This is a genomic window from Nitrobacter vulgaris, from assembly GCF_002028545.1.
Classification (GTDB): Bacteria; Pseudomonadota; Alphaproteobacteria; order Rhizobiales; family Xanthobacteraceae; genus Nitrobacter; species Nitrobacter vulgaris.
Map to the genome: position 1 here is coordinate 1 of NZ_MWPQ01000036.1, position 13132 is coordinate 13132.

Sequence of the window (13132 nt, forward strand, 5' to 3'; positions counted from 1 at the left end):
CAACCGTTTGGAAGGGTGGCCGAGTGGTTTAAGGCACCGGTCTTGAAAACCGGCGTGGGTGCAAGCCCACCGTGGGTTCGAATCCCACCCCTTCCGCCACTTCAGTCCCTGAGTGGGCACCGCGTTTACGCCAGTGCCCGCCACAAGCGTCTGAAGCAGCCGTGACTTCGATCCCATGATGCGAACCTCGCCCTCGGCGACCTCGACACCCTGCGCGAGCGCTCGAAGATGGTCGCGGCGATAGCCGCCACCTTCCAGCCGGATACGTTCGCGGGCCGTTGAGGCGAACTTGCGCAGCATTTGCGGTGTTACTGCCTTCTGTCCCGAGTTTTGAAGCATGGCCTGCGCTCTATCGGCATCGGCCTTGGCCTGATCGCGGATGGCCTTGAGGCCGTCGATGCGATCTTTCAGCGCCGGGTCGTCCAGATCGGCAACGCCCGCTTCGATGGCGTCATAGAGGCGTTTGAGGCGCAGTTCCGATTCGGTGGAGCGCTTGTTGAGTTCGGCGATATGTTCGCGACGGCGATCAGCGTGTTCTTCCCTGCGGTCCAGAGCGGCGGCAAGGATGGTTTCCAGCCGCTCGGGTTGAAGAAGCTGCTTTTCAAGGTGATTGACGACCAGATCGTCCAGCTTCTCCATCGGCACGGCCATGCCGGTGCAGGCGGTCGGTCCCTGCCGTGCCTTCATCGAACAGGCATAGTAGCGATAGCGACCGCCCTTGCCGGTGCGGATGGTCATGGCCCCGCCGCACTTGGCGCAATGGATCAGGCCCGTGAGCATCGTCGGGCCGCTGATGACGCGGGCGGGCATGACCTTGGGGTTGCGGGCCTTGAGCAGTTTCTGGATGGCGTCAAAGGTCTCATGGTCGATAATCGGCGGGACCGGAACCATCACGATCTCACTGACCGGCTTCAGTTCCTTGGTCTTGAACCGCTTGTTGAACTCATGCTCGCCCATATAGGTGCGGCGGGTCAGGATGCGGTGAACCTGCCCGATGCCCCAACGTCCGCCATCACGGGTGAAGATACGGCGGCTGTTGAGATAGGAGACGATCTTCTTCACGCCCATCTGGCCGGTCGTGCCATCACCTTCCAGCGCAAGGCGATAAATCAGCCTCACCGTGTCGGCGTGCAGCGGATCGATCTCCAGCTTCTTCTTGACCTTCGCGCCGCGCTGCTCGGCAGCGACGGTGCGATAGCCGATAGGAGGAAGCGAGCCGTTCCAGAAGCCTTGCCGGGCATTCTCTTTCAAGGCTCGCATGACGTGCTTGGCATTTTCCTTGGACTGATATTCATCGAACAGCGCCATGATCTGCCGCATCATGACGTGCATGGGGTCATCCCCCATTTCCTGGGTGATCGAAATCAGCTTCACACCGTTCTTCGCCAGCTTGCGGACGTAGAACTCAAGCTCGAAGTGATCGCGGAAAAAGCGGCTGAACGAATGGACCACGACGACATCGAAGGGCGCGGGCTTCGAGATTCCCGCTTCGATCATGCGCTGGAACTCCGGGCGGCGGTCATTGGTTGCCGATGCGCCGGGTTCGACGAAGGTCTCGACCAGTTGCAGGCCGCGCGCCTCGCAATAGGCTTCGCCTTGCCGTTTCTGATCGGGAATGGAAACGTCATGCTCTGCCTGCCGCGCCGTCGAAACGCGCAGGTAAAGGGCGGCGCGCAGCGGCACAGTCATGGTGGTGTCTCCTTCTCAATAATGGCTCGGCCCAAACCATTGGGCAGAATGGTGTACTCAGGCCGCCTTCGGTAACGGACGCGCGCGCTCAACTCGCTCGCGCTCCTTAGGCGTGTTCATCACCTCCCAAAGATCGCTGCGCCGCTGCACGTTGAGCCAGAAGTCCGGGCTGTTGCCAAATACGCGGGCCAGAATCATCGCAGTCGCCGCCGTCACGTTCCTGCGGTTGCCGCAGAGTTCGTTGACGTGCTTGCGCTGAACGCCCATCGCTTCGGCGAGCGCGCCCTGTGTCAGCCCCATCGGCTGCATGAACTCTTCGGTCAGTATCTCACCGACAGTCGCCGGCTTGCGCTTGGTGGTCAGCATGTTTGCCTCGCTTTCATCGGTAGCTGTGATCGTCCAGATAAATTCCGTCCGCCTCGCCGCGTTCGCCATCCCAGCGGAAGATCAAACGCCATTGCTGGTTGACGCGGATCGAATGGAAACTCGTCAGATTGCCGCGCAGCTTCTCAAAGTGATTGCTGGGCGGCACGCGCAAGTCCTGATCGGTCACGGCGTCGTCAATCATCTGGAGCTTGCGGAACAAACGGGCCTCAAGATCAGGCGGGATGTTGCAAGAACGAACATCATCCACAAAGAAGGTCCGAAGCCAGTCGTCCCGAAAGCTTACGATCACAGGTTCACTCCAGTACTGGGCATGTGTACCACTCCATAACTCAAATTGCAACGGGAAACGGTTCAATCGTCGGAGCCGAACAATTCATCGAACAGGTCGCCGAACCATCGCTCGAACACCTCAATTTCGGCTTCAGTGACCGGCACGGGATCGGGCCAGTCGTCAGTGACGGTCCATGTGCTGAGGTCGTGCTTGGGCGGCCTGCCGGAGAACGGCCACGGATAGCCCAGTAGCTCTTCAAGCTGTTCCGATGCCGTGGGTGATCTGCCGCACCTGGAACGGCGGGCGCTGCCAGCACCACCATTGTCCGCGCGATCAGAAGTCATCGAGGTCGAACTCGCCGCGTGGCCGCCATCCAGTGGGATCGGCAACCCAGCGGTTGATGTCGGATTCATGCCACCCCGCGCCGTTGGCGCTAATTTTGAGTTGGGGCGGGAACGTGCCTTCGGCAATCTTGCGATAGATGGTGGACCGGGACAGGCCGGTGCGGGCGAGGACGGTCCTGAGACGGATGATACGATCTGGTTGGCGCATGGCTGGCCTGCCTCCTGCTGGCTGTTTCTGATTGCAACTGAACCAGACGGCGAGCAGATTTGTTGTTCTGCAAGAATGGATTAGGCGTCGCAGGGCTGTAGCGGGCAGACGGCGGCAAATCGGACGGATCAGATTCCGATCCCCCGACCTCTGCCGAGGTCCAGACCGTGCGTGAAGACCAGTGTCCGGCTGAGACTGCGGCCTCCCTCGAAATCTCCGCCGATGCCGAGTTGCTGCTTCCGGTTGGCGAGCAGGGATTCAAGCTGGGGGTCGCGTTCAAGGCTTTTGGCCATGTCGCCCATCGCCGATCGCGTGGATTTGTAGCCGGACATGTCGCCTGCCTGATACTGGCGCTGGCTGGTCTGGTCGAGCTTCTGCCAGTGTTCCACGAAGCGGTCGGCGCGTGCATTGGGAGTGATGCCAGGATCGGCGTTTCGTCCGGTGCGAAGTTCGGTTTCGAGCTGGAGGGCACGGACAGTGCGGCGCACATCGCCGCCAGCCGTTTCGCGGACAAGCTCCGGGTTCTTGACGTAAACCGCCTCGGCATCGCGCCAGCCGTGCGGGCGCACCTTCTCGAAATTCTTGCGCGCATTATCCAGTTCGCGAACCTGCTCGGGACTGCCCTTGCCATCGGGATGACCAGCGCTGAGGATCTCGTCCACTGCGTTGGCATGGCGCACGAGCGCCCGCGTCCGGGCTTGGCGCAATGCGGCCTCGGGGCCTTCCCTCGCCTGCTGTTCCACTCCCTGATTTCCGACCTTCTCCCTTTCCGGCTGCTGCGCGGCGTCGGGACCAGGCACGCCGTCACCGGGCTGGCGCAGGCCGTCAAACATGTCCCGCATCTTTTCCGGCACAAGTTTGCGCATGATCTGGGCGACACGGGCGCGGAAGGTGATGCCGCGCCGCTCGGCATAATCCTGCGCTGGATCGTAGTCGGTCGCCATATCCTTTGCCTGGTCGCGCGACAGAGTGCGGGCTAGCCGGTCCTGACTGGCGAAGTCGTCGCGGCCATAATGCAGGTCCAAGCCGTCGCGGTGGCGCGACAGGGCGACATAGCTACCGTGAGCGTCCATGCCCGGCGTTGCCAGCACATGCGTCCGGTCCACGGTCATGCCCTGCGCCTTGTGGATGGTCGCCGCATAGCCGTGGTCTATGCGGTCATAGTCCTTCAGGTCGAAGGCAATGGAGCGGCCATCGTCGGTCTGCACCGTCATGCTCTGCGGGCTGACTTCCTCGACCGTGCCAAGCGTGCCGTTCTTCACGCCAAGGCCGCGCTCGTTTTGCAGGAACATGATACGATCCCCGCTGGCAAAACTGCGCCCGCCGCGCTCGACCGTGACACGCACGTCCTCGCCCAGATCGCCAGCCTCCCGCATCCGGTCGCGGGCGGCCTCGTTGAGTTCGCGCACCTCGGCATTCGTGTGGGTGAGAATGATGCGGCTGCTGTCCGGGGATGCCTGCCGGTCGCGGTCCCAGCGGTCAATCAGATCGCCGCGCGCCTGCTCGCGAGTTTCTGCAGCATGCAACATGTCGTGTGCGTCATAGGCATGAATGGTATTTCCGATCTTGCCGGTTGCCAGATCGCGGGTGGCGTCACGCTGCCAGTCCTCATGCTGGCGGCGTACCTCGCCGATCTCCGCGCCGCCGTGGCGCTCATGGATCGAGCGGAATGCCGCGCCTGCCTCAATGGATTGCAACTGCTGCGGATCGCCGACCAGCACCACCTTCGCACCCGCTTCGGCGGCATGGGACAGCACGCGCTCCAACTGCCGCGTGCCGACCATGCCCGCCTCATCGATGACAAGAACATCGCGGGAGGTAAGCATGTCGCGGCCCTGTCCCCAGCCATGCTCCATGCTGGCGATGGTGCGGGACGATATGCCTGATCCGCTTTCGAGATTCTCTGCCGCGATGCCGGAAAGCGCCGCGCCGCGCACCTCGTAACCGGCAGCCTCCCAAGCCTCGCGGGCCACACCGAGCATGGCGCTCTTTCCCGTTCCGGCATAGCCGACGACAATGCCCAGGTCGCGGCCATCCGTGACATGCACCAGCGCGTCGGCCTGTTCGCCGGACAGGACAAGGCCGCGCTGTTCGGCGCGGGTTGAAGCGGCATCGCGGTCTGCATCGCCAACATCGTGGCGATTGCGCTCCGCCATGCGTTCGGCGGAATGATGCAGGCGCTGTTCGGCCTCGATCATGTTGCGGGTGGTGAAGCGATCCTCGCCGCGTCCGTCCTTGCCGAGTTCGACCAGATCGGGCGAGCCGCGCATCGCGCCCATGACCTCGTTGAACTGCTCGATGCCGTCGCTGTGCCGATGCGCAAACTTCGCCATGTCGCGGCGTGTGAAAGTCGATTGCTGATGTGTGATCGCGTTCAACGCGACCGATGGATCGGTAATAATCCGCGCACCGTTGTTGCGCGCGATCTCGCGGTGCATGTCGGCGCGGTCGGCGGCTTCCATCCCTTCGCCTTCGATGCGCTGTGCCGGTGCGCCAATCTGGCTTTGCGGCTCAAGCCCGATCCCCTGCGCCTCAAGGCTGCGATGGTCGATACGCGCGTCGATGTCGAGTTCGGCCAGACGTTCGTTGACATGCTCTGCCCAGCGTTCGCGCCAGCGCTCCACCATTTCCGTGCGGTTCCAGTCTCGCACCTTCGGACCGAAGCCGTTCTCGTCCACAGAGCGCATGGTGAGCATCACATGCGCATGAGGTTTGGGCATCCCGTCCTCGCCGATATCCCAATGCACGTTCAGATCGGCGACCATGCCCTGATCGACAAATTCGGCTTGCGCGAAGTCGCGGGCAAGCGCGATGCCCTGCGCCTGCGTCATCTCGCGCGGAATGGCGAATTCCACCTCGCGGGCAAGCTGGGCGTCTTTCCTGATTTCGCAGGCTTCGACATCGTTCCAGAGCCGTTCGCGGTCGCCAAGATGCTCCGGCGCTCGTTCGGGCAGCATCACCTCGGAATGGACGACGCCGCGCTTACTGGAAAAGTCCTGCACGCGGTCGATGCGTTCGTCGCGCAACCGCGAGGCCGAGCGGTAGGCGGCGGACGCCACCGCGCTGCTTCCGGCCTTGCGGCCAATGACCTTGACGTGAAGATGATAGATCGCCATCGCGATCAAGCATTGGCACGCGCAAGCGCACGTCGGAACGACGTATAAGCGCGCCCTCCCTCGAAAAAATCTCGGGATGGACCGGGCGGTGCCAGACCGTCCCGGCAACATTACTGCATTCTGATTCCTGCGCAACTATCATCGCTGCATCAACAGCTTATGGAGGTGATAATGCGCAAACCACGGGACTATGATGCTGAACTGAAAGCGCTTGAGGACAAGGCGCGGGAACTCAAGACCCGCAAGGTGCAGCAGCTTGGCGAACTGGTGATCGCCACCGGGGCGGATGCACTCACCGCCGACGAACTGGCCGGTGCGCTGGTCGTGCTGGCGGAAACCACCGATGCCGGAAAGAGGGAGGCATGGGCCAAGCGCGGGGCTGCGTTCTTTCAAGGGCGGTCACGGCGATCTGCACCGACGCCTGACCGCGACACTGGCAGCGCTCAAGCGCAACCGGGCGGCGCGCAACCGGCATCAGGCGGCACAGGCGCGGCATGACATGCGCACATGGCAGGTCGAGCGCCGCAAGCGCACGCGGCACCTCATCGAATTGGGCGGTCTCGTCGTCAAGGCGGGCATCGTGGATCTGACCGGCGATGATCGCGCCATGATCTACGGCGCGATGATCTGGGTTGCCGAAAAGCTTCAGGGTGAAGACGGCGATCATGCGCGCGGCGTTTGGACCAAGCTGGGAAAGATGGCGTTCGATGCCGAGCAAGCAGCCGTTCGGAACAGGCCGGACATCCGGTCGAGTTGATCATGATCGCGGCGGGCAGCGTGGTGTTCTGAATGACGGCGAAGGCCCGGATTGGTTAAGGCAACAAAGGCTGATGATGCGGCATCGCATTACAGGAACTGAGTGAAATATCTTACCGAGCATTTCTGGTGTTCGCGTTGCTACCCCTATCCTTACCGAGGATAGGGGTAGCCTCATAGGTTTATCTGTTCACCGATTTGGCAACCTTCCGCTCTCAGTTTTCTTAGCGATTCGACGACCTTCAAGCATTGCTTCTCCGTCGGGATTTTCGAGGGCACAGAAGCAGCAACGCGCAATACGCCTATCTCGGTGGGCGAGAGCAGTTTGCGGGCTTGGCCCCATGCGCCCAGTTGCTCCCATAGCTGCCCTCCAGCGGAAACTACCAGTGACTGGGCCTCGATGCCGTTCAGAAGCTTCTGGTCCTTGATGCCAGCGCGTTTACCTTCCTTGATGCGGTCCTTGCCGATAAGTTCATTCAACCATGATGCAGGCCAATCAATTTCCAACCCTTTTACCCGTGCCCAGCAAGCCTGTTGCTTTACCCATTCAGTGACGTTGCTGATCCCGGCGGGCGGCGACACAAGAACTTCGTGTACCACTTCAGCGACGAGGGCCAGTGCCGCACCCATGTTTGCGGATATGCCCTGTGTGCGCCATACGGCGTCGAAATCCACGAACTCTTCGCCCTGCTGGCAATCGTGTCCCATCTTGGCAATGGCGTAGGCAACGACATTCGCCCGGTAGCCGCCCTGATACCATGACTGCTCAGTGACGATTTCCTCTGTCGCCCGGAATATCAGTGCTTTGGCTCCGGAACGCGAATGGCGTCACGTTGCGGCTGGATACCCAGCGCAGGGACTGCAGTTCTCGCTGGGCGCCGAAGGCGTCTTGATCGGCTTCAAGAAACAGGTTAGGCAGCCCTGCTAACGACCACTGTTAGCGCCATCTGGCCTCGACCAGTAGGGGAACTGTCATGAAGCCCACCCGAATCCCCGCTCTACTTCTCGCAATCGGCTGCGTCGCAGCGGCCACCGGTGTGCTGGCCCAGACTGCTGCCCACAGGATGACGACACCCATTCCTCCGGGGATCGCGATGCCGGACGAGGTCCAGACCCGGTTGGGCACGCTGAAGTTTTTCGACGGCTTTCCGGATGCGCAAACCGTCGACAGGATCTACGACAACCTCGACTTCCAGCGGGCGGTCCAGGCCTATCTGCTGGGTCTGGCACCGGTGAACATGGCCGGGCTGCGGGAGGGGCTGTTGAGCGTCGGTCCCGCCAACGTCACGATTCCGACGTTCGAAGACAACATGAACGCGCGTTCGCTGTTTCTGACGGCGAATGCGACGACCCCCTACACATGGGTCTGGATCAATCTCCACGATGGACCGTTGGTCGTCGAGGTGCCGCCAATGACACTCGGCATGATCGACGACTTCTGGTTCAAATACGTCACGGATATCGGCATCGTCGGCCCGGACAAGGGCAAGGGCGGCAAGTACCTCCTGCTGCCTCCAGGGTATAAGGGCGAGGTCCCGGCCGGCTACATGGTCGTGCGGGTCCCGACCTTCGAGTCGATCCTTGTCTGGCGCAACATGCCGGTGAAAGGCGACATCAGGCCGGCGATCGAGAACCTGCACAAGAAGACGCGCATCTATCCGCTCGCGCGCGCCGCCAACCCGCCGCCCAACAGCTTCGTCAACGTGTCGAACCGGGCCTTCTCGACGGTCGCTCCGGCGGACGACAGGTTCTGGGAACTACTCAACGCGGTCGTTCAGAGCGAGCCTGTCGAGTCGCTCGATCCCGTGACGCTCGGCTTCTTCGCCGCGATCGGAATCGAGAAGGGCAAGCCCTTCAAGCCCGACGAGCGGATGAAGCGAATTCTGACCGAGGCCGCGGCCGTGGGCGATGCGACCGCACGCACGCTTACCTACAAGAGCCGCATCCCCGAGGCGTTCTATTATCCCAACAGCACCTGGCGCCAGTGGCTCGGAGGCTACCGCTTCCAGAGCCAGCGCGGGGTGGCCCATCTGGATGCCGCCGCCTTCTTCTATTTCTACGCCACCGGCGTGACGCCGGCGATGGAAGCCAAGATGGTCGGCCAAGGTTCGCAATATGCCGTCGGCCTGCTCGATTCGCAGGGCAATCCGCTCGATGGCGGCAAGACCTATCGGCTGCGCGTGCTGCCGAATGCGCCCGTCAAGGATTTCTGGTCGGCGATCGTCTACGACAACCAGACGCGCTCCATGCTGCAGACGGATCAGGATTTTCCGCAGGTCAGCAGCCTCGACAAGGGCCTGACAACTAATGCGGATGGTTCGGTCGACATCTATTTCGGGCCCAAATCGCCCGCCGGTCTGGAGCGCAACTGGGTTCAGACCCTTCCTGGCAAGGGCTGGAACATGCTGTTTCGGCTGTATGGACCGCTCGACCCGTGGTTCGACAAAACCTGGAAGCTGAGCGAAATCGAGCGCCTCGACTGAACACCACCCGTGGCTAAATGGCCGAGGGATCACCGCCTCACGGGCGCGCCAGCCTCGCGGCGAGGCGCGCCAGTTCGGCGTCGTCTGGGCGCAGGCGTGACAGGCGACCGGCCAAATCCGCTGCGCTGGCAAGGTCGCGTCGCGCCTGCGCGTCGGTCAGCAGCGCGCTCAGAAGGGCCGCATCGAAAGGGTTTGCCTGAAGCGCGCTGCGCAGAACCTGGCGTCCCTGTTCCGACTGGCTGAGCGATTGCAGCGCGGCGCCATGGAGACAAATACCTGTTCCCGCATGATGGCGGGCATCAGAGGAAAGAACACCACACCGGAGATTCGTCTTCGAAAGGCGCTGCATCGTGCAGGCTTCCGCTTCCGGCTCCATGACACGAAGCTCCCTGGCAGGCCCGACATTATTCTGCCTAGATGCCGGGCAGCGATTTTCGTTCACGGCTGTTTCTGGCATCGTCATGAAGGTTGTCGCAATGCTTCGGTCCCGAAATCCAATACAGCTTTCTGGGAAGAAAAACTCAGGAACAACGTGGAACGAGACCGCCGGAATATCCGAGGACTGCGAGCCGAGGACTGAAGGGCGGCTGTTGTCTGGGAATGCGCAATCCGTCGTTGCGGGGAAGGTGCGATGCCCTTGAACTTGGTATGTGGCTGCGAAGTGACGTGGGATGCATCGAGACCGTTTGAGCTCCTCATTGAAGCCGACTTTTCCACCCGGGAGGCGCGACGAGACATCGCTGTTCGACGGGAGATTCTATGGGAGTCCGGGGTCGCGCCCAGCGCCGAGGTATTGCGAAAGAAGCGAGAGTTCATCATCGCGTTTCGCGCGAACCACCTGATCGTCGGCTACAACAGAAATCCCAGATACGTTGAGTGGGCTATAGGGCCATAGCGTAGACGTAGTGATCATCACTATCGGTCGCGGCCCGCCATATCATCAATAAAATCAATTTGTTATGTCGTATTTCTTCTCATGACATAACAAGTGACTTGGACTGAGAAGAATGCCGACGACGCCGGCACATCCATCCAAGGGAAAACATTGGTCCGGTTGGTCAAACCCAACGAGCGTCTTGCCGGCTTAGGAATGAAACCAATTTCCTGGTCTCATGAAGTCTATCTGAAACGTTGAGCGGCTACGTCTCCCCAAAACGATAATGGGAAGCCGTCATGTTGGAAGCCGCAGTCGCCGCACTGCTTTTGGTCAGCGCCGTCGTATTCATTGCTCACGCATACGACGCGATGCGCACGCATTGATGCGCTGTTTGAGAGTGACGATCGATAACTCGCCGGTCGAGACCGGCGGGCTTTAGCGACTGAGCTCCTCCCCAGCGCACTGTTTATGATTTAAGTGAGGCCGGGTTGCTCATCCCGGGTTCACATTAAACCTCCTACTTTGTGTGAAGATCGGAATGCCACAGGAGGAGACCATGAAGCTTAAATTTGCAATTGTTGGATTGACGGCACTCTTCGGCCTTGCGGCGGCGGGAAGCGCATCTGCAATGCCGGTCGCTCCACTTTCTCCCGCTTCAAACGTCGAGAATGTTGTCGTGGCTTGCGGCCCCAACGGTTGTATCCGCACGGCGCCCGTCTACCGAGGATACGGCTACGGATATCGTGGCTACGGCTATGGTGGCGGTGTCCGCCGCTATGGTTACGCGCACAGAGGTTACGGGTACCACGGGGGTTACGGATACCGCCGGGGTTACGGATACCACCGAGGTTATCGCCGCTAGTAGAAGATTTAGCGACAAGGGAAGCCCGCCGGGGTTAGCCGGCGGGCTTTTTTTGTCTTATGGATTAGTAAGTCGGTGGCTAGTCCTTTCGGCCTGGCGGCGGCGCTCCGTGACGCTGTTAAGATGACTCTGGACCATAAGCACCAATCGATGCAGACCGGGGCGGCCGGCTACAGGCAAGAATCCGGCGCGCGCATTTCGGCTATCAGACGAGTTCGTTGAGAAGGTCGATGCTTGGGCGGCCCATCAGAAAGATCGACCCGGCCGCTCCGAGGCCGTCCGCCGCCTTGTAGAGATCGGGTTGAAGGCGAAGAACCCCAAATGAGACATCTGGTTTGGTTTGTCGCCGCGGTGGTATTGCTGGTGCCCGCCGCGGCCATGCAGATCACCAATGAAGTGAGGTGGGATACCGCTGATTTCGTCATATTCGGCGGCATGCTGATCGCAGCGTGTCTCGCCTTCGAGGCGATGACGGCCCTGACAAACCGCGCTCGCTATCGCATCGCCGGCGGCCTCGCGATCGTAGCCACATTCTTTGTCGTGTGGCTGGAACTCGCCGTTGGTATCATGGGCCCCGGCTAGATGAATTGCGTAGGTTCGCGCTGAACCAGGAGATTTTGATGCACGAGACGTTAGGTCATTCCAAAGACTGTCATTGCTGGGGACGCCGCGGCTTCCTCAAATTTGCTGGCGCGGCGACCGCCCTCGGTGGTGGTATGCTCCTGACAAAAAATACTTTTGCCGCTTCCCTGACACAGCAGCAGCGCGATAACTTTACGCCTCAACAAATCATTGAAGCGATGAAGAATGGAAATGCTCGGTTTCGCAGCGGCGAAAGGAAGGATCGCAACTACCTGCGAGAGCAGGAATCTAGCGCGGAGGGACAATATCCAAAAGCAACCCTGCTCAGCTGTATCGACTCGCGCGCGCCAGCCGAGGTGATCATGGATCTCGGCATCGGCGATATCTTCAATGCTCGAGTGGCCGGCAACATAGAATCTGCCAACATCCTTGGAAGCCTGGAATTCGCTTGCAAAGTTGCTGGAGCTAAAGTCGTGCTTGTGATGGGCCATACATCCTGCGGCGCGATCAAAGGGGCCATCGACAACGTCGAATTAGGAAACCTGACTGGACTTCTCGCCAAGATCAAGCCAGCCGTGCAAGCCACGTCTTACACGGGTGAACGGTCCGCTAAAAATTACGATTTCGTGGACGCTGTCGCTCGGACGAATGTCGGTATGACCATCGCTAATATTCGGAAGCAAAGTCCCGTCCTCGTCGGTCTTGAATCCAGCGGCGCCATTAAGATTGCGGGAGCAATGTACAATCTCAAAACTGGCGCGGTGGAATTTCTTCCATGATCTCCGGCTCAGAAAACCGGATCGGCTCGATAGGATACCGATCACAATTTCAAGATTGCTGGAATATTTTAACCGGATGCTTACTGGCGCATGCGCGCGAGGCGACGCTTTTTTGTGGAACTCTGACCTCACGCCCCGCATTGGTTCTTCGGACGGATTAGCCATCCGTTCGCGCTTCTGCCCTGACCCGCCGGTGATCCCCCTCGCCGGCGGGTTTGTACTGAGCAGCCGCTTCATTGTGAACTCGATCTCGCCTCCGGGCAGCTCGCGCGAAGTTTCACGCGTGTGCCGCGAAGGGTCAGAATCTTCCGCTCAACTACGATCGCGACGGCCGGATCATGCTTGAAATCCGGCTCAAGACGCAGCTGGCGTTTGAGTTTTCAGACTGTCGACAGCGTGCACCGGCGGCATGTCACCCTGCATCAGGTGGGCGATTGCGCTATATACCAACCGCTGGCTCTCGAGCTTGCTCATGCCGGCGAACACGGGCGACGTCACTTCGATGCTGAAGTGTCCCCCGCCGCCGTTGACTGTGGCCCGTGAATTTTGAATCTGCTGCTCGATGGCCTCGCGCACCGCGTCGATGACGGAACCCTGAAAGTCGGTTGGGTGGGATGACATAGTGCTCCTTTTATATGGCAAATGTCGCGATCTGCGCCAATGAAACTCTGGAGCTCTCACGACGTATCTATCTCGGATGATGTCCGTAGCCCCCGATAAATTGCCCGTCAACCGCGCTGCCTTCCCGGCGACTGTCCCCGCTGGTCGCAGAATTCCG

At 60.6% G+C, this 13132-nt stretch carries 14 protein-coding genes, 1 tRNA gene and 1 pseudogene; 8 read left to right on the forward strand and 8 right to left on the reverse strand.

Annotated features, from left to right (window positions below):
* Positions 1-9 precede the first annotated feature (9 nt).
* Positions 10-99, forward strand: a tRNA-Ser gene (locus B2M20_RS07930).
* On the opposite strand, the pseudogene B2M20_RS07935 reads toward B2M20_RS07930, so the two are convergent.
* The 6 genes and pseudogenes from B2M20_RS07935 to traA all read right to left on the reverse strand — a co-directional run.
* Positions 70-1689 (reverse strand): annotated as a pseudogene (locus tag B2M20_RS07935) (recombinase family protein); the annotation flags it as partial. The gene B2M20_RS07930 and the pseudogene B2M20_RS07935 sit on opposite strands and share 30 nt — an antisense overlap.
* Positions 1690-1746: 57 nt before the next feature.
* Positions 1747-2055: a HigA family addiction module antitoxin gene (locus B2M20_RS07940; protein ID WP_079446518.1), complete on the reverse strand. Its 309-nt coding sequence runs from the start codon at positions 2053-2055 to the stop codon at positions 1747-1749.
* Between the two features lie 13 nt (positions 2056-2068).
* On the reverse strand, positions 2069-2365 hold the full coding sequence (locus B2M20_RS07945) for a type II toxin-antitoxin system RelE/ParE family toxin (RefSeq protein ID WP_079446519.1): 297 nt from the start codon (positions 2363-2365) through the stop codon (positions 2069-2071).
* Between the two features lie 62 nt (positions 2366-2427).
* On the reverse strand, positions 2428-2691 hold the full coding sequence (locus B2M20_RS07950) for a hypothetical protein (RefSeq protein ID WP_079446520.1): 264 nt from the start codon (positions 2689-2691) through the stop codon (positions 2428-2430).
* Entirely contained in the window at positions 2681-2899 is a 219-nt protein-coding gene (locus B2M20_RS07955; protein ID WP_079446521.1) for a helix-turn-helix transcriptional regulator, read from the reverse strand. The genes B2M20_RS07950 and B2M20_RS07955 overlap by 11 nt, the downstream gene beginning before the upstream one ends.
* Positions 2900-3027: 128 nt before the next feature.
* The gene (traA, locus tag B2M20_RS07960; protein WP_079446522.1) at positions 3028-6015 is read right to left on the reverse strand and encodes a Ti-type conjugative transfer relaxase TraA; all 2988 of its coding nucleotides are present in this window, start codon (positions 6013-6015) and stop codon (positions 3028-3030) included.
* A gap of 171 nt (positions 6016-6186) precedes the next feature.
* Between traA and B2M20_RS07965 the strand changes: the two genes are divergently transcribed.
* Entirely contained in the window at positions 6187-6513 is a 327-nt protein-coding gene (locus B2M20_RS07965) for a conjugal transfer protein TraD (protein ID WP_173815952.1), read from the forward strand.
* Position 6514: 1 nt separating this feature from the next.
* Positions 6515-6772, forward strand: a complete 258-nt coding sequence (locus B2M20_RS07970; RefSeq protein WP_079446524.1) for a conjugal transfer protein TraD — start codon at positions 6515-6517, stop codon at positions 6770-6772.
* Positions 6773-6945: 173 nt separating this feature from the next.
* Here the strand turns inward: B2M20_RS07970 and B2M20_RS07975 are convergent, their stop codons facing one another.
* Positions 6946-7572 (reverse strand): AIPR family protein, encoded by a 627-nt coding sequence (locus B2M20_RS07975; RefSeq protein WP_338013165.1) that lies wholly within the window; start codon positions 7570-7572, stop codon positions 6946-6948.
* Between the two features lie 173 nt (positions 7573-7745).
* Here B2M20_RS07975 and B2M20_RS07980 point away from each other — a divergent pair, with 173 nt between their 5' ends.
* From B2M20_RS07980 to B2M20_RS08005, 5 genes are all read left to right on the forward strand, one after another.
* Positions 7746-9254, forward strand: a complete 1509-nt coding sequence (locus B2M20_RS07980) for a DUF1254 domain-containing protein (protein WP_079446526.1) — start codon at positions 7746-7748, stop codon at positions 9252-9254.
* A 289-nt stretch (positions 9255-9543) separates the two neighbouring features.
* Entirely contained in the window at positions 9544-9834 is a 291-nt protein-coding gene (locus tag B2M20_RS07985) for a very short patch repair endonuclease (protein WP_244553464.1), read from the forward strand.
* A gap of 853 nt (positions 9835-10687) precedes the next feature.
* Complete coding sequence (locus B2M20_RS07995) at positions 10688-10993, forward strand: hypothetical protein (RefSeq protein WP_079446577.1); 306 nt, start codon at positions 10688-10690, stop codon at positions 10991-10993.
* Positions 10994-11314: 321 nt separating this feature from the next.
* Entirely contained in the window at positions 11315-11575 is a 261-nt protein-coding gene (locus tag B2M20_RS08000; protein WP_079446529.1) for a hypothetical protein, read from the forward strand.
* Between the two features lie 38 nt (positions 11576-11613).
* Positions 11614-12354 (forward strand): carbonic anhydrase family protein, encoded by a 741-nt coding sequence (locus B2M20_RS08005; RefSeq protein WP_079446530.1) that lies wholly within the window; start codon positions 11614-11616, stop codon positions 12352-12354.
* A gap of 354 nt (positions 12355-12708) precedes the next feature.
* On the opposite strand, the gene B2M20_RS08010 is transcribed toward B2M20_RS08005, so the two are convergent.
* Entirely contained in the window at positions 12709-12975 is a 267-nt protein-coding gene (locus tag B2M20_RS08010; RefSeq protein WP_079446531.1) for a BolA/IbaG family iron-sulfur metabolism protein, read from the reverse strand.
* Positions 12976-13132: the final 157 nt, after the last annotated feature.

Bases quoted from the DNA above. Each gene is read 5' to 3' on its own strand.
- B2M20_RS07950 (WP_079446520.1), bottom strand. From the start codon at position 2,691: ATGACTTCTGATCGCGCGGACAATGGTGGTGCTGGCAGCGCCCGCCGT.
- B2M20_RS07985 (WP_244553464.1), top strand. From the start codon at position 9,544: ATGGCGGGCATCAGAGGAAAGAACACCACACCGGAGATTCGTCTTCGA.
- B2M20_RS08000 (WP_079446529.1), top strand. From the start codon at position 11,315: ATGAGACATCTGGTTTGGTTTGTCGCCGCGGTGGTATTGCTGGTGCCC.
- B2M20_RS08005 (WP_079446530.1), top strand. From the start codon at position 11,614: ATGCACGAGACGTTAGGTCATTCCAAAGACTGTCATTGCTGGGGACGC.
- B2M20_RS07995 (WP_079446577.1), top strand. From the start codon at position 10,688: ATGAAGCTTAAATTTGCAATTGTTGGATTGACGGCACTCTTCGGCCTT.
- B2M20_RS07965 (WP_173815952.1), top strand. From the start codon at position 6,187: ATGCGCAAACCACGGGACTATGATGCTGAACTGAAAGCGCTTGAGGAC.
- B2M20_RS07970 (WP_079446524.1), top strand. From the start codon at position 6,515: ATGCGCACATGGCAGGTCGAGCGCCGCAAGCGCACGCGGCACCTCATC.
- B2M20_RS07940 (WP_079446518.1), bottom strand. From the start codon at position 2,055: ATGCTGACCACCAAGCGCAAGCCGGCGACTGTCGGTGAGATACTGACC.
- B2M20_RS07955 (WP_079446521.1), bottom strand. From the start codon at position 2,899: ATGCGCCAACCAGATCGTATCATCCGTCTCAGGACCGTCCTCGCCCGC.
- B2M20_RS07980 (WP_079446526.1), top strand. From the start codon at position 7,746: ATGAAGCCCACCCGAATCCCCGCTCTACTTCTCGCAATCGGCTGCGTC.
- traA (WP_079446522.1), bottom strand. From the start codon at position 6,015: ATGGCGATCTATCATCTTCACGTCAAGGTCATTGGCCGCAAGGCCGGA.
- B2M20_RS08010 (WP_079446531.1), bottom strand. From the start codon at position 12,975: ATGTCATCCCACCCAACCGACTTTCAGGGTTCCGTCATCGACGCGGTG.